The sequence below is a fragment of the Streptomyces sp. NPDC057474 genome (assembly GCF_042802555.1).
Lineage (GTDB): Bacteria > Actinomycetota > Actinomycetes > Streptomycetales > Streptomycetaceae > Streptomyces.
In genome coordinates, this window is sequence record NZ_JBHVDX010000055.1 from 1 (window position 1) to 16,990 (window position 16,990).

Consider the following 16,990-nt stretch of genomic DNA (forward strand, 5'->3'; position numbering starts at 1 on the left):
GCCCCTGCTTTTCAGGGGCGCGGGAATCTGCGGGGGCAACCACGAACCACCCGCGGTCGCCCGATCACAGGCACACCCGCGTCATCAGGCGCCCCAGCCAAAAAGCAAGCGCTTAGAAAAGTGCGGTCGGAGTCACACCCGACATCCCGTGACCCCGCCCATACGTACGGGTAACTTCCCCCACAGCCCTGCTTTCCGTCGCATGCCAATGGAGCCGTGATGCCCGAAGCCGTGATCGTCTCAGCCGCCCGCTCCCCCATCGGCCGCGCTTTCAAGGGCTCGCTGAAGGACCTGCGCCCCGACGACCTGACCGCCACGATCGTCGCGGCCGCCCTCGCGAAGGTCCCTGAGCTGGACCCCAAGGACATCGACGACCTGATGCTCGGCTGTGGCCTCCCGGGCGGCGAGCAGGGCCACAACCTGGGCCGTATCGTCGCCGTACAGCTGGGCATGGACCACCTGCCGGGCTGCACGGTCACCCGTTACTGTTCCTCCTCGCTCCAGACGTCCCGCATGGCCCTGCACGCCATCAAGGCCGGCGAGGGCGACGTCTTCATCTCGGCGGGCGTGGAGGTCGTCAGCAGCACCGCGCGCGGCACGAGCGACATCCCCACCGCCCGCAACCCCCTCTTCGCCGAGGCCGAGGCCCGTACGGAGACCGTCTCCAAGTCGGTGGGCGCCTCCTGGCACGACCCGCGCGAGGACGGCCTGCTCCCCGACCCGTACATCGCGATGGGGCAGACCGCCGAGAACCTGGCCCGCCAGTGGGGCGTGACCCGGCAGGACATGGACGAGTTCGGCGTCCGCTCGCAGAACCTCGCCGAGGAAGCCATCGAGAAGGGCTTCTGGGAGCGCGAGATCACCCCGGTGACGCTTCCCGACGGCTCGGTCGTCGGCAAGGACGACGGCCCGCGCGCGGGCGTCACCCTGGAGGCCGTCCAGGGCCTGAAGCCGGTCTTCCGCGAGGACGGCCTGGTCACCGCCGGCAACTGCTGCCCGCTGAACGACGGCGCCGCCGCCCTCGTGATCATGTCGGACACGAAGGCCCGTGAGCTGGGCCTGACCCCGCTCGCCCGGATCGTCTCGACGGGCGTCTCCGGCCTCTCCCCCGAGATCATGGGCTACGGCCCGGTGGAGGCGTCGAAGCAGGCCCTGTCCCGCGCGGGTCTCACCGTCGACGACATCGACCTGTTCGAGATCAACGAGGCCTTCGCCGCCCAGGTGATCCCCTCCTACCGCGATCTGAACATCCCGCTGGACAAGCTGAACGTGAACGGCGGCGCCATCGCCGTCGGCCACCCCTTCGGCATGACCGGCGCCCGCATCACCGGCACGCTCATCAACTCTCTCCAGTTCCACGACAAGCAGTTCGGCCTGGAGACGATGTGCGTCGGCGGCGGCCAGGGCATGGCGATGGTCATCGAGCGCCTCAGCTGACCGACCGCACCCACGCGGAGCCGTAACCGTACGGATGCACTCCGCAATGCTGTGGCCCGGGGTCCCGCATTCTGGGGGACTCCGGGCCGTTTTGTGATCCAATCTCCCCCAGGATGTGACCTATCTCCCCCCGGAAAGCGATTTACGCAGGTCAGAGTCGCTTCACCACCAAACATCGGGATCAAAATCCTGCCCGTTTCGTGACGTTACGCACTGACAGCTGGTTAGTCCGCCCTTCAAGCTGATGTAGGAAGTCGGGGGTCGACTTTGAACCGGGAGTACGTCAGTGAGCGCCATGCCGATCGCCTTGCTGCTCACCACGGCCGCCACCGCCGCCGTGGGCGTCGCCGTCCTGCGCACCCTCACGGGGCTGCGCCGACAGGTCGCTGCCTTGCGCACCGAGCTGGCCGAGAGCCGGGCCGCCGGTGTGCGCGCCCCGGTACCGGCCGCCCGTCCGGCCGCCGACACGGAGGAGATACGCGCGGCCGTCTCCGAGGCGCTCGCCGAGGAGCGGGAGCGTGAGCTGGCCGAGGCACGGGCGTTCTGGGCCGCCCAGGAGTCCCGTGACGTCGCCGACGCGCCTTCTCTGCTGGGGCTGCCCGACAGCGACCTGTTCCTGCCCCGGCAGTCCGATTTCGCGGGTCTGGAGCACCTGGAGCCGGTGATCGAGCCGAGCCTCGAGGGCGACGAGTTCGCCGGGGACTCCGCGGAGCTGGCCGCGGCCCGCCGCCGTCACCCCTCGCACCCCGATTTCGTGCCGGTGCAGTCACCTGTCACCAACGACCACGAGCGCACGGTCGCCTGCCTGGAGGACCTCGCCGCGTCCCGCACCGAGCTGGCCGACGTCCGCCCGGGCCCCCTCGGCACCCTCGACGTCTACGTCTTCGCCGACGGCACCACCCTCTGTATGACCCCCGGCCACCGCGAAACCGCCGAACGCCTCGCCACGGCCCTCCAGAGCGGTGACACCCCCGTCCTCCTGGGCGGCTCGGGCATCTCGGGCGCGTACACCCTCACGTTCGAGTGCGGCGACGACATGGTCTACATCCTGGCGGACCGGGTGATCGCGTCGCTGTAGGGGGCACTCCCGGGCTTTCGAGGGGCGCGGGAAACCGCGCGATCAGCCCTCACGCACCCGCCGCCGTCGCCCGATCACAGTGACCCCCGTGCTCCCCAGGCGCCCGACTCACACCCCGGCCCGCCGCTGAGCCTCCTCCACCAGCCCCACAGCCTCCGCCAGCTCACTCTCATCGCCCAGAACGAGCGCGAGGTCATTCCCGGCGACCATGACCTGATCGGCCGCCGCGAACATCCCCGCATCCGGCATCTCGTGCAGAGGCCCCTCGGGCGACTCCAACCGCTGGGCACGCAGTGCCAACTCCCTGGCCAGCCCCAGCGCCTCCGCGGCAGCGCTCCGCTGCAGCCGGCTCTGCGGAGCGGCCCTCAACCGGTCGGCGAAATGGTCCACGGCACGGGTCAACGGCGTCGTATCAAGCACGCCGCGAGCGTACGCGCCTCAGCCGGACTGTTGCCAACAGGCCGCCACTCAGGCAACGTGACCTGAAGGACCGGCTTACATTCCCTTTCGTCCGGAGGCGCCGATGTCCCAAGTCTTCTCCCCTGAGACCCACCGCAATCTGCTCGCCCGCATCCCCCATTGCACCGGTCGTGAAGTCTCCGACTGGCTCCGCAAAGTCGACGAAGGCCCCGCTCTCTTCAACTTCGAGGAGAAGGTCAGCTGGCTCCGGCACGAGTACGACCTCGCGTACGGCCACGCCAAAGCGATCGTTCACGAGTACGACCTGAGGAGGGCCGCGCGGAAGCTCCGCTGAGGGGCACCGAAAACCACGAAGGCCCCCGGACCTCGGTCCGGGGGCCTTCTACGGTTGTACAGGGGCGGGGTCAGCCCGTGTTCCTGGTCGTCTTCCTAGTCGTCGCCGCTGAAGATGGCGACCAGACGGAGCATCTCGACGTAGATCCACACGAGGGTCATGGTCAGGCCGAACGCGGCCAGCCAGGCCTCCTCGCGCGGGGCGCCGTAGGCGATGCCGTCCTCGATCTGCTTGAAGTCGAGGGTCAGGAAGAACGCGCCGAGCAGGATCGCGAGGATGCCGACGACCGCGCCGAGCGGGCCCATGCTGCGCAGTCCGCCGTCGGGGGCGAGCCCGAAGACGACCAGGAGCAGGTTGACCGCCATGACGAGGATGAAGGCGATCGCGATGGTCATACCGATGCGGGCGTACCGCGCGGTGACCCGGATCCAGCCCGCCTTGTAGACCAGGAGGGTGGCGCCGGAGACGGCCATGGTGCCGAGCACCGCCTGGAAGGGCGCGCCGCTCCACTGCGCGTTGAACATCTCGCTGAGCACGCCGAGGAAGACACCCTCGAAGGCTGCGTACGTCAGGATCAGCGCGGGCGAGGCCTTGCGCTTGAAGGACTGCACCATCGCCAGGACGAACGCGATGAGCGCGGCGCCGATGGCCAGGCCAAAGCTGGTGGACGTCACCGGCAGGAGGGCCCAGGCCAGGATCGCGCCGACGACGACCGTGCCGAGCGTCATGGCCGAGCGCATGACGACGTCGTCCATGGTCATGGCGCCCGTGCGGGCCGGAGCCTGCGGCGGGACGCCGTGCTGCACGTCCTGCTGGGCGTACGGGTTCGTCGCGTACGGGTTGCCGCCCTGCTGGGCGTAGGGGTTGCCCTGGGTGCCGACAGCTGCTCCCCCGGCCTGCGGCGCGGTGTTGAAGCCCGCGTGGCCGTTGTCGCGGCTGAACCCCCGTCGCGAGAAGACCGGGTTGCTGCTCCTCATTTCACTCCTCCATGGCCACCCTGCGTGGCCTTGGCTCAAGAGTAATAGGTAGGCAAAGGATTGACCCTAGTGCTTGGGGAGGATCTTTCCCTGCCGTGTCATCGAACACGCTACGCGTCTCCCTGATTCCCCGTCCCACCCCCCTCAACCCATGACCAACCCGGTACAAGCCCGCGATCATCCAGAGATCAACCACCACCACCCCCTGTCAGCCGCCCCGCTCCCACGGCTCGCACCCGTTGGTGGCGAGCGCCTTGCCAGGTCCCCTTGAGGGTCACGGTGGCCCGCCCCGGGGGTTCCGGAGGAGTGCCGGGGGGCATGGAGACAGCGTGCGCCCGGGGAGCGTGACGCGCATGTCCCCCGGGGGCGATGTGTCGGGGTGCGGGAGGAAATGTTCGGGGTTGGTCGGAGGTGCCCGGAACCGGACTTGAACCGGTACGCCCGCGAGGGGCAGCGAGGTTTAAGCTCGCCGTGTCTGCATTCCACCATCCGGGCAGGCCATGGGCTCCGCGCTGAGGTTCCGAGCCTATCGGGACGCTTCCCCCGAACAGTCGACGAGCGGACCGATGTTGTCTTATTTTATTGACGTCTGAGGGTGCATCAGCCCACGGAACACGCCATCCGCACTTGCCAATAGCCTTTCGGACGGCAGGACCGGGCGTGCGTGGAATGACGGAATTTCACCGCCCGAACGAGCGGACCGGTCGAGAACACGCGCAGTGACGCGGTGACTCGTGTCGGGCATGGCGCGTGACTCATGTCGGGCATGGCGCGCGTGACTCGTGTCGGGCAAGGGGCGTGACTCGTGTCGGGCATGGCGCTCCGCGCCCCGGGTCGGAGCCCGCCGTCATACCCAGGTATGACGCGCCGCCCGTCCGTCCGTCCGAAGTCTGCCCCCGGAACCAGAACAGCGGCTGACTACACGGCGCCCCTCCGTCGCGACGATGGAGGCATCCACGAAACGAACGGCCTCCGGCATGCCCCTCGGTACGTCCCGGCACGCCCCCCGGCCGTTCCCCGAACACCCCGAACGCCGTCGCCCCGCAAGGAGTTCCCACCCGTGACCACCACTCCCCTCGTCGACCGGGCCACCGCCGTGGCCGCCCGCGCCACGGAACTGTCGAAGGTCTACGGACAGGGCGAGACCAGGGTGGTCGCGCTGGACCAGGTCACCGTCGACTTCCAGCAGGCCCAGTTCACCGCGATCATGGGCCCCTCGGGGTCAGGCAAGTCCACGCTGATGCACTGCGTGGCGGGCCTGGACAGCTTCTCGGCCGGCTCCGTCCGCATCGGTGAGACCGAGCTGGGCTCGCTGAAGGACAAGCAGCTCACCAAGCTCCGCCGGGACAAGATCGGCTTCATCTTCCAGGCGTTCAACCTGCTCCCGACGCTGACGGCGCTGGAGAACATCACCCTCCCGATGGACATCGCGGGCCGCAAGCCGGACAAGCAGTGGCTGGACACCGTGATCCGGATGGTGGGCCTGGCCGACCGGTTGAGCCACCGCCCCGCCCAGCTCTCCGGCGGCCAGCAGCAGCGCGTGGCCGTGGCACGGGCGCTCGCTTCCCGGCCGGACATCATCTTCGGGGACGAGCCGACCGGAAACCTCGACTCGCGTTCGGGCGCCGAGGTGCTGGGCTTCCTGCGCAACTCCGTACGGGAGTTGGGGCAGACCGTCGTGATGGTGACGCACGACCCGGTGGCCGCGGCGTACGCGGACCGGGTCATCTTCCTCGCCGACGGACGCATCGTGGACGAGATCCACGAGCCGACGGCGGACTCCGTCCTGGACCGCATGAAGAGGTTCGACACCAAGGGGCGTACGAGCTAGGGGAGTTCGCCCCGCCGCCCCTACCCGTCCCATCCCGTTCCTGGGGCCGCGCCCCCAGACCCCCTCAGCCTTCGGCCTCGGCCTCGTCCTCGCACGCCGGACGGGCCGATTCGTGTGCCCCGACCCCGAAACAGGGACCCCTTCATGTTCCGTACCGCCCTGCGCAACGTGCTCTCGCACAAGGCCAGGCTTCTCATGACCGTGCTCGCGGTGATGCTCGGCGTCGCCTTCGTGTCGGGCACGCTGGTCTTCACGAACACCGTCTCGGACGCGCTCCAGAAGAGCTCGGCCAAGGGCTTCGACCACGTGGACGTCGCGATCGAGCCGGGGTACCGGCCGAACGAGGGCGACACCGTCATCGAGCAGCCGAAGCTGACGCCGGAGCTGCTGAAGAAGATCGAGCGGGCGCCCGGCGCCGAGTCGGCGATCGGGGTGGTGAGCGGGTTCACCGCCCTCGCCGACAAGGACGGCAAGCTGATCGGCGGCGGCTTCCAGTCGCAGGGCGGAAACTTCTGGGGGACGGACGACCCCCGGTATCCGATCCAGGACGGCGGTCGCGCGCCCGAGGGCGGGAACGAGATCGCCATCGACTCGGAGACCGCGAAGCGCGCCGGGTACAAGGTGGGCGACACCATCCGGATGTCCGTCGACGGGCCGGTCCGCACCCCCACCGTCACCGCGATCTTCACCACGGACGACGGCAATGTCGCGGCCGGCGGCAGCCTCGCCCTCTTCGACACGGCGACCGCGCAGAAGCTCTTCCACCTGGAGGGTGAGTACGACGCGATCAACGTGACGGCGGCGGACGACACCAGTCAGGCCCAGCTGCAGACGGCCATCGGCAAGATCCTGCCCGAGGACGCCGCCCACACCACCACCGGCCGGCAGCTCGCGGACGACCAGGCCACGCAGATCGCCACCGAGATGAGCGGCCTGAAGAACGCGCTGCTGGTCTTCGCCGGGATCGCCCTGTTCGTGGGCACGTTCATCATCGCCAACACCTTCACGATGCTGGTCGCCCAGCGCACCAAGGAGCTGGCCCTGCTGCGCGCGGTCGGTGCCTCCCGCCGCCAGGTCACCCGGTCCGTGCTGATCGAGGCGTTCGTCGTGGGCACGGTCGCCGCGGTGACCGGTCTCGCCGCCGGTGTCGGCATCGGCGCCGGGATGCGGGCCCTGATCGGCACCCTCGGCGAGACCCTCCCCGACGGCCCGCTGGTGGTCTCCCCCGGCACGGTCGCCACCGCCCTGCTCGTCGGCGTGTTGATCACCATGGTGGCCGCCTGGCTGCCGGGCCGCCGCGCGGCGAAGATCCCCCCGGTCGCCGCGATGAGCAGCGTCCACGCGAAGGCGACGACCAAGTCGCTCGTCGTACGGAACACGCTCGGCGCGCTGCTCGCCGGCGCGGGCGCCGCCACCGTCCTGTACGCCACCACCATGGACGGCTCGGACGGTCAGGCCCCGATGGGTATCGGCGCGGTGCTCCTGATCATCGGCGTCTTCGTCCTCACGCCCCTCCTCTCCCGCCCTCTGATCGCGGCCGCTGCGCCCCTCATGCGCGTCTTCGGGATCTCCGGCAAGCTCGCCCGGCAGAACTCCGTACGCAATCCGCGCCGCACCGCGGCGACCGCCTCGGCCCTGATGATCGGCCTGACGCTGATCACCGGTATGACGGTCATGGCGGGCAGCCTGCAGCAGTCCATCGCCAGGATGGCCGCCGACGCGATCAAGGCGGACTACGTCGTCTCGATGGCCAACGGCAACCTCCTCTCCCCCGACGTGGAGAAGAAGCTCGCCGCAGCCGAGGGCGTCACCGCCGTCTCGCCGTTGCGCAACGCCGAGTCCCGCATCGGGGACGAGACCGAGTACCTCACCGGGGTCAACGGCCCGGCCATCGGGAAGCTGACCGACCTCCCCATCGACAACGGCACGTTCAAGGTGGGCGGCCCGGACGTCGTCGTGGACGCGGACACCGCCGAGCGGCGCGGCTGGAAGGCCGGTTCGGAGTTCACCGCGGCATTCGAGGGCGGCGAGAAGCAGAAGCTGACGGTCACCGGGGTCTACGAGAGCAACGAACTGATCCGGGGCATCCTCCTGGACAACGCGACGCTGGCCGAGCGGCTGCCGGCCTCCGCCGACCCGGCCGACATGATGGTCATGGTCGAGACCTCGGCCGGTGCCTCCGACGCCACCAAGGACCGGCTGGAGAAGGCCCTGGGCGAGAACCCGGCGATCAAGGTCCAGAGCGGGCAGGACCTCTCCGACGACATCGCGAAGATGTTCACGCTGATGCTGAACATGCTGTACGGCCTGCTGGCCATGGCCGTGATCGTCGCCGTCCTCGGGGTCATCAACACCCTGGCCATGTCGGTCTTCGAGCGTTCGCAGGAGATCGGCATGCTCCGCGCGATCGGTCTCGACCGACGGGGCATCAAGCGGATGGTCCGTCTGGAGTCCCTCGTCATCTCCCTCTTCGGCGGTGTCCTCGGCATCGGCCTCGGCGTCTTCTTCGGCTGGGCCGCCGGCGAACTCATCGCCAGCACGATGCCGACGTACGAACTGGTCATCCCCTGGGCCCGGATGGCCGTCTTCCTCCTCCTGGCCGCCGCGGTCGGCATCCTGGCCGCCCTGTGGCCGGCCCGCCGCGCGGCGAAGCTGAACATGCTGTCGGCGATCAAGTCGGAGTAGTCACGCGGGAGGTGTGACACAGCTGAGTGGGCCCCGTTCCGCACCGGAACGGGGCCCACTCACACACGCGCGTACGGGACTGCACGAGGCCGCGCACAGTGCCCGCGCGCCCGTACGTGGCCGCTCACGCCCCCGTACGGGCGGTCAGGCCCCCCAGGTCCGGGCCCTGAGCGGCAGCCCCGACGCACCCCCTTCCGGGGGCCGGACAGCCAGTACCTGGTTGACGCCGATGCGGTTGCGTTCGAAGCCGAGGGCGGAGGCGGCCATGTAGAGGCGCCAGACGCGGGCGCGGGCGGGGCCGACGAGGGCGACGGCCTGGGCCCACCGGGCTTCGAGGTTGGTGACCCAGGCGCGCAGGGTGAGGGCGTAGTGCTCGCGGAGGGACTCCACGTCGCGGACCTCGAACCCGGCACACTCGAGCTGGGTGACGGTGGTGCCGACGGGGGCGAGTTCGCCGTCCGGGAAGACGTACGCGTCGATGAAGCCGTCGACGGAGTACATCCTCTCGTCGCGCTGCGGCCGCCGTGAGATCTGGTGGTTGAGCAGCCGTCCACCGGGGGCGAGGAGCCGGTACAGATCCTCGGCGTACTCCAGGTACTTGTCGGCGCCGACGTGTTCGGCCATGCCGATGGAGGAGATCGCGTCGTAGGGCCCGTCGGTGACGTCGCGGTAGTCCTGGACGCGGATCTCGACGCGGTCGGTCAGTCCCTCGTCGGCGACGCGTTTACGGGCGTATGCCGCCTGCTCCTGGGAGAGAGTGACGCCGACGACGTTCACGCCGTACTCGCGGGCTGCGTGCACCGCCATGGAGCCCCAGCCGCAGCCGACGTCGAGGAGCCGCGTGCCCGGGGTCAGGCCGAGTTTGCGGCAGATGAGGTCGAGCTTGTCGCGCTGGGCGGCTTCGAGGGTGGTGGTGCCGTCGGCGGCCGACCAGTAGGCGCAGGAGTACACCATCGACGGGCCGAGGACGGCCTCGTAGAAGTCGTTGCCGACGTCGTAGTGGTGGCTGACGGCTCGTCTGTCGGTGTGCCTGGTGTGCCGGTGGCGGGCGCGGACCTCCTCGGCGGGCGGTTCGGGCGGGAGGAGGACGGCGGGGCCGGCCAGCTTCAGCAGCCCCCTGATCGCCGCCCGCGCGTCCGGGGCACGCAGGGCTTCGGCGAGACTCCGGGCGTCCTCGTCCCGTTCCCACACGTGCTCGGCCACCAGGTCCAGTACTGCGTACAGGTCCCCGTCGATGCCGAGGTCGCCTGCGACCCAGGCGCGGGCCAGGCCCAGTTCACCCGGCTTCCACAGGAGCCGGCGCAGGGCCCTGCGGTTCCGTACCACCAGTACGGGGGCCTCCGGCGGACCGGCCGTCGAACCGTCCCACGCCCGCAGCCGGACCGGGAGCGAAGCCCCCGACAGTTGCTCGAACAGGGTCTTCAGCCGCGACGCGGCGTCCTGCATGGTGCACACCTCCGTGGCGAGAGATCCCGGAATGTCCAACGCCACGGTAAGCACCTGCGGGGCTCAGCCGTGGTCCGGAATGAGGTGTGTTGTTCGGGTGCGGGTGGGTGGGGGTCGCTCGCGCACGCCACACGACCGAACCTCCCGAGTTCTCCCGCGAACGCCGAAGGACCTCCCGCACCACGGATGGCGGAAGGTCCTTCGGGTCGATCAAGGGTGACCGGGAGGGGTCAGGAGGCCTTGGCCCTCTCCTCGGTCTTGGCCGGAGCGGCAGCGACCGGCGCCGGCTTGGCGGCCTCGTAGAACTCCTCGCGGGGAGTCTCGATGGCGCCGAGGGAGACGACCTCGCGCTTGAGGAACATCGCGAGGGTCCAGTCGGCGAAGACGCGGATCTTGCGGTTCCAGGTCGGCATCGCGAGGCCGTGGTAGCCACGGTGCATGTACCAGGCGAGACGGCCCTTGAGCTTGATCTTCATCTTGCCCATGACGATCATCGCGACGCCCTTGTGGAGGCCGAGGCCGGCCACCGCACCCTTGTTGGAGTGCGCGTACTCCTTCTGCGGGAAGCCCCGCATACCGGAGACCACGTTGTCGCCGAGGACCCGGGCCTGCCGCAGCGCGTGCTGCGCGTTCGGCGGGCACCAGGCGTTCTCGACGCCGGCCTTGCGGGCGGCGACGTCCGGGACCTGGGCGTTGTCGCCCGCGGCCCAGATGTAGTCGGTGCCGGTGACCTGGAGGGTCGGCTGGGCGTCCACGTGGCCACGGGGGCCGAGCGGCAGGCCGTAGCGCGAGAGGACCGGGTTCGGCTTGACGCCGGCGGTCCAGACGATCGTGTTGGAGTCGACCTCGAGGCCGTTCTTCAGCACGACGTGGCCGTCGACGCAGGAGTCCATGGAGGTGTTGAGGTAGACCTCGACCCCACGGCCCTCCAGGTGCTCCTTGCCGTACAGGCCGAGCTTCGGGCCGACCTCGGGGAGGATCTTGTCGGCGGCGTCGACGAGCACGAAGCGCATGTCCTCGCGGGACACGTTCTTGTAGTACTTCGCGGCGTCGCGGGCCATGTCCTCGACCTCGCCGATGGTCTCGGCACCGGCGAAGCCACCGCCCACGAAGACGAAGGTCAGCGCCTTGCGGCGGACGTCCTCGTCGGTCGTGGAGTCGGCCTTGTCAAGCTGCTCGAGGACGTGGTTGCGCAGGCCGATGGCCTCCTCGATGCCCTTCATGCCGATGCCCTGCTCGGCGAGGCCGGGGATCGGGAAGGTGCGGGAGACCGCGCCGAGCGCGATCACCAGGTAGTCGAAGGGCAGCTCGTACGCCTCGCCGACCAGCGGGGCGATCGTGGCGACCTTGCGGTCCTGGTCGATGGTGGTGACCCGACCGGTCAGGACCTCCGCCTTCGGCAGCACGCGTCGCAGCGGGACGACGACGTGCCGGGGGGAGATGCTGCCGGCGGCGGCTTCGGGGAGGAAGGGCTGGTAGGTCATGTACGACCGGGGGTCGACGACCGTGACGGTCGCCTCGCCGTAGCGCATCTTCTTGAGGATGCGCCGAGCTGCGTACAGGCCTACGTACCCACCGCCTACTACGAGGATCCTGGGACGCTCCGTGGTGCTCATGCCATCGAGTATGTACCCGCCATCCGGGGGTCGCTCGTGCGCCCCTTCACAAGCTTCTACACACCCTCTGCTACACTGCGCGGCCCTCGTGACGCAGGTCATGGCGCGAGCCGGGAACCCCCTTGTACGGCGGGGCGTTGTCAAGGCCGCGTGAACTGCCGTTCCGGCTTCTCGGACCCCCTGAGGGCCCCTCGAATCGGCCCCTGTTTTCACCCGGACGAGGCCCCGGCGAAACCCCCTCCACGGCGCCCTGTGGACTCCTCGGAAACCCCGAAGCCTCTGCGGAGCCTCAAAACATCGCTCAACTGGGCCGATTCTCTTGTGAAGAACTTCACGAAGTTTCCGGGCGGCGGGTCGACGAGGGATGCCGGAGCACCCCTCGGACGCGCTCATACGTTATCCGAACAGCTCAGGCGAGGCTACCGGCGAGTAGTAAACACTTGCTCACAAGCCACGCAGTGCGGCTGGGAGAGCCCCGATACCCGCCCGGGACTCAAGCCGCACCCAAGCCGGACTCACGCCACGGACCAGGCGATTCCGTCCAGAATGTCGTGTTCGCTCACCACGACCTCGGCCGCCCCGATCCGCTCCATGATCGAGAGGAGGACGAGGGCCCCCGCCGCGATCACGTCCACCCGCCCTGGATGCATCGACGGGACCGCCTCCCGCTCGGCATGCGTGGACCGCAGCAGCCACTCGGTGATCTCGCGGACCCGCTCGTAGGAGATCCGGGAGTGGTGGATGGCCACCGAGTCGTACGCGGGCAGGTCCTGGGCGATCGCGGACAGGGTGGTGACCGAGCCGGCGAGCCCGACGAGGGTGTGCGCCTCCCGCAGGGGGACGCTCCGCTCGGCGAGGTCCAGCGCGGCCTCGATGTCGGCGCGGATCGCGGCGATCTGCTCCGGTCGCGGCGGGTCGACGACGGCCCCGTCCCGTACGAGGTGCCGCTCGGTCAGCCGTACGCAGCCGATGTCCACGGACCGGGCGCCGCGCACCTCGTCGTCGCCGACGACGAACTCGGTCGAGCCGCCGCCGATGTCCACGACCAGGTACGGCCTGTCGAGGTCGGCGCGCCCCTTCAGTTCCTTGGTCGCGCCGGTGAAGGAGAACTCGGCTTCCCGGTCGCCGGAGATCACCTCGGGCTCGACGCCGAGGATGTCGAACACACCGCGGACGAACTCGTCCCGGTTCTCGGCGTCGCGGGAGGCGGAGGTGGCCACGAAGCGGACCCGCTCGGCGCCGAGCTCCTTGATGACCGCCGCGTACTCCCGGCAGGCCACGAAGGTCCGCTCCAGCGCCTCGGGGGCCAGCCGGCCCGTACGGTCCACGCCCTGGCCGAGCCGGACGATGGTCATCCGCCGGTCCAGCTCGACGAGTTCACCGGTGGCCGGATCGGCGTCGGCGACGAGGAGCCGGATGGAGTTCGTACCGCAGTCGACGGCGGCGACACGGGTCACTTGTCGTCCTCCTTCGACGGCTCCTGCGCGGACACCACGCACGGGCCCTTCGCCCACCACTCCGGGAGCATCGCGATCGCCTCGTCGCCCAGCGGGTTGACGCCGGGACCGGCGGCCAGCGAGTGCCCGACGAGGACGTGCAGGCACTTCACACGGTCCGGCATGCCGCCCGCGCTCGGGAAGCCCTCCAGGACCTCGATCTCGTCGCGGCGGGCGATGTAGTCCTCGTGCGCGGCCCGGTACGCGGCGGCCAGCTCGGGGTCCGTCGCCAGCCGCTCCGTCATCTCCTTCATCACGCCGTTCGCCTCCAGCGTGCCGATCGCGGAGGCGGCGCGCGGGCACGTCAGGTAGTACGTCGTGGGGAAGGGCGTGCCGTCCGGGAGGCGCGGCGCCGTCTCGACGACATCCGGCTGCCCGCAGGGGCAGCGGTGCGCGATCGCGCGCAGCCCGCGCGGCGGGCGCCCGAGCTGCTGCTGGAAGGCCTCGACATCGGCGTCGGTCGGCTCGGTGCGCGGGGTGGGCGGCGGAGGGGTCTGCATAACCTGCTACTCAAGTCCTCGGTGTGGCTCATCGGTTCACGGTCACGGGGTGGCCGTTCAGCTGTCGGCGGCGTCGGCCTTGTCGACCCCGTCCCAGACATTGGTGTACCAGGGGCGGTCGGCCGCCCCCTGCGTCGTACGGGACTGCTTCGCCGCGTCCGGGTCGATCATGGTGTAGCCGGTCTCGCCCGGCATCACATAGTGCAGCCGCTCCCGGATGCGCTGCTCGGCGTACGCGTCGTCCTGCCAGCGCGCCTTGAGGTCGCGCAACTCCTCGACCCGCTCGCGCGCCTCCTGGCGCTGCCGCTGCGAGTCGGCGATCTCGGCGCGCTGGGAGACGTACTGCCTTATGGGATAGGCGAGCGCCACGATCATCGAGCAGAGGACGAGGGCGAGCAGCGCGGCCCGGCCGGTCAGCCGGGAGCGGCGGGCCTGGCGCTTGGTCTGGGAGCGGTAGACCCGGGCCGCCGTCTGCTCACCGAGCACCTTCAGCCGGGTCGCGGTGGAGAAACGGTCCCGGTCCCGGTCCTTCACGGCCATGTCCCGCTTCCCCTTCTTCTCCTGCGCGTACGTGTCTCCCACGTGCGTACGTCCCCGCACACGGTACGGGACCGGTACGGGGACGTACGTACGACTGGCTCAGGCTTGGCCCTATAACGGCTCAGCTGACGGCTCTCAGCTGACGGCTCAGCCCTTGAAGCGGGGGAAGGCGGAGCGGCCGGCGTACACCGCGGCGTCGTCGAGGATCTCCTCGATGCGCAGCAGCTGGTTGTACTTGGCGACGCGGTCCGAGCGGGCCGGGGCGCCGGTCTTGATCTGACCGCAGTTCACGGCGACGGCGAGGTCGGCGATGGTGACGTCCTCGGTCTCGCCGGAGCGGTGGGACATCATGCACTTGAAGCCGTTGCGCTGGGCCATCTCGACGGCGTCCAGGGTCTCGGTCAGCGAGCCGATCTGGTTGACCTTGACGAGCAGGGCGTTGGCCGAGCCCTCCTCGATGCCGCGGGCGAGGCGCTCCGGGTTGGTGACGAAGAGGTCGTCGCCGACGATCTGGACCTTGTCGCCCAGCTTCTCGGTGATGGCGTTCCAGCCGGCCCAGTCGTCCTCGAACAGCGGGTCCTCGATGGAGACGAGCGGGTACGCCTCGACGAGCTCGGCGTAGTACTCCGTCATCTCGGCGGCGGAGCGCTCCTTGCCCTCGAAGGTGTAGACGCCGTCCTTGTAGAACTCGGAGGCGGCGACGTCCAGCGCGAGGGCGATCTGCTCGCCGGGGGTGTAACCGGCCTCCTTGACGGCCTCGAGAATGAGGTCGAGGGCGGCGCGGTTGGACTCCAGGTTCGGGGCGAAGCCGCCCTCGTCGCCGAGGCCGGTGGACAGGCCCTTGGTCTTCAGCACCTTCTTGAGGGTGTGGTAGACCTCGGCGCCCCAGCGCAGGGCCTCGGAGAAGGACTCCGCGCCGATGGGCGCGATCATGAACTCCTGGATGTCCACGTTGGAGTCGGCGTGCGAGCCGCCGTTCAGGATGTTCATCATCGGAACGGGCAGCAGGTGCGCGTTCGGGCCGCCCAGGTACCGGAAGAGCGGGAGGTCGCTGGCCTCGGAGGCGGCGTGGGCGACGGCGAGGGAGACGCCGAGGATGGCGTTGGCGCCGAGGGAGCCCTTGTTGTCGGTGGCGTCCAGGTCGAACATCGCCTGGTCGATCAGGCGCTGCTCGGTGGCGTCGTAGCCGACGAGCTCCGGGCCGATCTGCTCGATCACGGCGAGGACGGCCTTCTCGACGCCCTTGCCGAGATAGCGGTTGGGGTCGCCGTCACGGAGCTCGATGGCTTCGAAGGCACCCGTGGAGGCGCCGGACGGAACGGCGGCACGACCCGTGCTGCCGTCGTCGAGGCCGACCTCGACCTCGACCGTGGGGTTGCCTCGGGAGTCCAGGATTTCCCGGGCTACGACGACGTCGATGGACGGCACGAGCATCTCCTTCATGGGATGTGACGCTGGAAGTGCGGGGCCCACGGGCCCTGCGACTAGAGCCTAACCGCCCCCGGGCCGTCAGCAGCCGACCGACCGTCCCGTGGACAGAGAGACGGTACCTATTGTTCCAGGTCGGAACAAAGGGGGGTGGGCGAGAAAGTGAACAGAAGGAGGAACGGAAGGAGAGGCGGAAGGAGAGCAGAAGGAGAGGCAGAAGGAGGGAGCGGCCCGGGGAGACGGGCAAAGAAAAGCCCCGCCCCGGTGCGTACGGGGGAATGCGCACCGGGGCGGGGAGCCCGTGGGGACGGGGGGACGGCCCTCACGAGGTCTTCACTATGGAGGACACGGATGTGAGCGGGCTGTGGTTCAGCTGGGGAGCGGCCTGATTTTTCGGCCCAGCTGAACCTGCCCCGCCTGCCCGGCCGTGGGGGCGGCCGTGGGGATGGCAGGCGTCCGGCGGCCGTCGCGATCGCCGTGGGTCAGCTCAGGTGGAGCTGCTGGCCCGGGTAGATGAAGTCGGCGTCGTCGATGATGTCCTTGTTCAGCTCGAAGAGCTTCTCCCAGCCACCCTTGACGTTCTTCTCCTCGGCGATGGCGCTGAGGGTGTCACCGCTGACGACCTTGTACTCGCCGTCGCCCTTCTTGACCTTCTTGCCGGTGGGGGTCTCGACGGTGGCGCGCTCGGAGGAGCGGGAGGCGCGGGTCTCCTGGGTGCTCTTCTCGGTGCTCTCCTGGGTGCTCTTCTGCGAGGAGGAGCCGGAGTTCGAGCTGGAGGAGCTGGAGTTCGAGTTACCGCTGGAGGCGGCGGCGCCGTCGTACGAGGCGCCGGACAGGCCGACGCCGCAGACCGGCCAGGCACCCTTGCCCTGGCCCGCGAGGACCTTCTCGGCGACCGCGATCTGCTGGGCCTTGCTCGCCTGGTTGGCGGTGGAGGCGTACTGCGTACCGCCGAAGGCGGCCCAGGTGGAGGCGGAGAACTGCAGACCGCCGTAGTAGCCGTTGCCGGTGTTGATGGACCAGTTCCCGCCGGACTCGCACTGGGCGACGGCGTCCCACTCGGAGGCGGTGGCGGCGGAGGCGCTGCCGGCGGCCATCAGCGGGGCGGCGATGGCCGCGGCACCGGTGACACCGGCGACGGCGATGGCACGAGCCGCCTTGGACGGGCGACGGTGCTTGCCCTTGCTGGAAAACAGCATGGA

The 16,990-nt window shown here is 69.6% G+C and carries 14 protein-coding genes and 1 tRNA gene; 5 read left to right on the forward strand and 10 right to left on the reverse strand.

What is annotated here, in order from left to right; translation table 11 throughout:
* Nucleotides 1-219: 219 nt before the first annotated feature.
* The gene (locus ACFU53_RS17945) at nt 220-1,437 is read left to right on the forward strand and encodes an acetyl-CoA C-acetyltransferase (protein ID WP_383992690.1); all 1,218 of its coding nucleotides are present in this window, start codon (nt 220-222) and stop codon (nt 1,435-1,437) included.
* Nucleotides 1,438-1,732: 295 nt separating this feature from the next.
* The gene (locus ACFU53_RS17950; RefSeq protein WP_383992772.1) at nt 1,733-2,515 is read left to right on the forward strand and encodes a hypothetical protein; all 783 of its coding nucleotides are present in this window, start codon (nt 1,733-1,735) and stop codon (nt 2,513-2,515) included.
* Nucleotides 2,516-2,623: 108 nt separating this feature from the next.
* On the opposite strand, the gene ACFU53_RS17955 is transcribed toward ACFU53_RS17950, so the two are convergent.
* Complete coding sequence (locus ACFU53_RS17955) at nt 2,624-2,935, reverse strand: hypothetical protein (protein ID WP_383992693.1); 312 nt, start codon at nt 2,933-2,935, stop codon at nt 2,624-2,626.
* A gap of 103 nt (nt 2,936-3,038) precedes the next feature.
* On the opposite strand from ACFU53_RS17955, the gene ACFU53_RS17960 reads away from it, so the two are divergent.
* Nucleotides 3,039-3,269: a DUF4287 domain-containing protein gene (locus ACFU53_RS17960; protein WP_383992696.1), complete on the forward strand. Its 231-nt coding sequence runs from the start codon at nt 3,039-3,041 to the stop codon at nt 3,267-3,269.
* Nucleotides 3,270-3,364: 95 nt separating this feature from the next.
* On the opposite strand, the gene ACFU53_RS17965 is transcribed toward ACFU53_RS17960, so the two are convergent.
* Both ACFU53_RS17965 and ACFU53_RS17970 read right to left on the reverse strand, forming a co-directional pair.
* Nucleotides 3,365-4,246 (reverse strand): Bax inhibitor-1/YccA family protein, encoded by an 882-nt coding sequence (locus ACFU53_RS17965; protein WP_383992699.1) that lies wholly within the window; start codon nt 4,244-4,246, stop codon nt 3,365-3,367.
* Nucleotides 4,247-4,658: 412 nt separating this feature from the next.
* Nucleotides 4,659-4,741 (reverse strand) — tRNA-Leu (locus tag ACFU53_RS17970).
* A gap of 565 nt (nt 4,742-5,306) precedes the next feature.
* On the opposite strand from ACFU53_RS17970, the gene ACFU53_RS17975 reads away from it, so the two are divergent.
* Both ACFU53_RS17975 and ACFU53_RS17980 read left to right on the forward strand, forming a co-directional pair.
* The gene (locus tag ACFU53_RS17975) at nt 5,307-6,077 is read left to right on the forward strand and encodes an ABC transporter ATP-binding protein (RefSeq protein ID WP_383992702.1); all 771 of its coding nucleotides are present in this window, start codon (nt 5,307-5,309) and stop codon (nt 6,075-6,077) included.
* A 144-nt stretch (nt 6,078-6,221) separates the two neighbouring features.
* Nucleotides 6,222-8,762: an ABC transporter permease gene (locus tag ACFU53_RS17980; RefSeq protein ID WP_383992705.1), complete on the forward strand. Its 2,541-nt coding sequence runs from the start codon at nt 6,222-6,224 to the stop codon at nt 8,760-8,762.
* A gap of 144 nt (nt 8,763-8,906) precedes the next feature.
* On the opposite strand, the gene ACFU53_RS17985 is transcribed toward ACFU53_RS17980, so the two are convergent.
* The 7 genes from ACFU53_RS17985 to ACFU53_RS18015 all read right to left on the reverse strand — a co-directional run bounded on the left by ACFU53_RS17985 (nt 8,907) and on the right by ACFU53_RS18015 (nt 16,987).
* On the reverse strand, nt 8,907-10,208 hold the full coding sequence (locus tag ACFU53_RS17985; protein ID WP_383992707.1) for a class I SAM-dependent methyltransferase: 1,302 nt from the start codon (nt 10,206-10,208) through the stop codon (nt 8,907-8,909).
* 230 nt (nt 10,209-10,438) lie between these two features.
* Entirely contained in the window at nt 10,439-11,824 is a 1,386-nt protein-coding gene (locus ACFU53_RS17990; protein WP_383992710.1) for an NAD(P)/FAD-dependent oxidoreductase, read from the reverse strand.
* A 515-nt stretch (nt 11,825-12,339) separates the two neighbouring features.
* The gene (locus tag ACFU53_RS17995) at nt 12,340-13,281 is read right to left on the reverse strand and encodes an exopolyphosphatase (RefSeq protein WP_383992713.1); all 942 of its coding nucleotides are present in this window, start codon (nt 13,279-13,281) and stop codon (nt 12,340-12,342) included.
* A complete protein-coding gene (locus ACFU53_RS18000; protein WP_383992716.1) occupies nt 13,278-13,820 on the reverse strand; it encodes a DUF501 domain-containing protein in 543 nt (180 codons plus the stop codon). Before ACFU53_RS18000 ends, ACFU53_RS17995 begins: the two co-directional genes overlap by 4 nt.
* Nucleotides 13,821-13,877: 57 nt before the next feature.
* Nucleotides 13,878-14,360: a septum formation initiator family protein gene (locus tag ACFU53_RS18005; protein WP_383992774.1), complete on the reverse strand. Its 483-nt coding sequence runs from the start codon at nt 14,358-14,360 to the stop codon at nt 13,878-13,880.
* A 147-nt stretch (nt 14,361-14,507) separates the two neighbouring features.
* Nucleotides 14,508-15,788: a phosphopyruvate hydratase gene (gene eno / locus ACFU53_RS18010; protein ID WP_383992777.1), complete on the reverse strand. Its 1,281-nt coding sequence runs from the start codon at nt 15,786-15,788 to the stop codon at nt 14,508-14,510.
* 482 nt (nt 15,789-16,270) lie between these two features.
* Nucleotides 16,271-16,987, reverse strand: a complete 717-nt coding sequence (locus tag ACFU53_RS18015) for a transglycosylase family protein (protein WP_383992719.1) — start codon at nt 16,985-16,987, stop codon at nt 16,271-16,273.
* Between the last annotated feature and the right edge of the window lie 3 nt (nt 16,988-16,990).

Excerpts from the sequence above, each read along its gene's own strand:
- ACFU53_RS17950 (WP_383992772.1), top strand. The coding sequence starts at position 1,733 with ATGCCGATCGCCTTGCTGCTCACCACGGCCGCCACCGCCGCCGTGGGC.
- ACFU53_RS18015 (WP_383992719.1), bottom strand. The coding sequence starts at position 16,987 with ATGCTGTTTTCCAGCAAGGGCAAGCACCGTCGCCCGTCCAAGGCGGCT.
- ACFU53_RS17945 (WP_383992690.1), top strand. The coding sequence starts at position 220 with ATGCCCGAAGCCGTGATCGTCTCAGCCGCCCGCTCCCCCATCGGCCGC.
- ACFU53_RS17985 (WP_383992707.1), bottom strand. The coding sequence starts at position 10,208 with ATGCAGGACGCCGCGTCGCGGCTGAAGACCCTGTTCGAGCAACTGTCG.
- ACFU53_RS18000 (WP_383992716.1), bottom strand. The coding sequence starts at position 13,820 with ATGCAGACCCCTCCGCCGCCCACCCCGCGCACCGAGCCGACCGACGCC.
- ACFU53_RS18005 (WP_383992774.1), bottom strand. The coding sequence starts at position 14,360 with ATGGCCGTGAAGGACCGGGACCGGGACCGTTTCTCCACCGCGACCCGG.
- ACFU53_RS17960 (WP_383992696.1), top strand. The coding sequence starts at position 3,039 with ATGTCCCAAGTCTTCTCCCCTGAGACCCACCGCAATCTGCTCGCCCGC.
- ACFU53_RS17980 (WP_383992705.1), top strand. The coding sequence starts at position 6,222 with ATGTTCCGTACCGCCCTGCGCAACGTGCTCTCGCACAAGGCCAGGCTT.
- ACFU53_RS17990 (WP_383992710.1), bottom strand. The coding sequence starts at position 11,824 with ATGAGCACCACGGAGCGTCCCAGGATCCTCGTAGTAGGCGGTGGGTAC.
- ACFU53_RS17965 (WP_383992699.1), bottom strand. The coding sequence starts at position 4,246 with ATGAGGAGCAGCAACCCGGTCTTCTCGCGACGGGGGTTCAGCCGCGAC.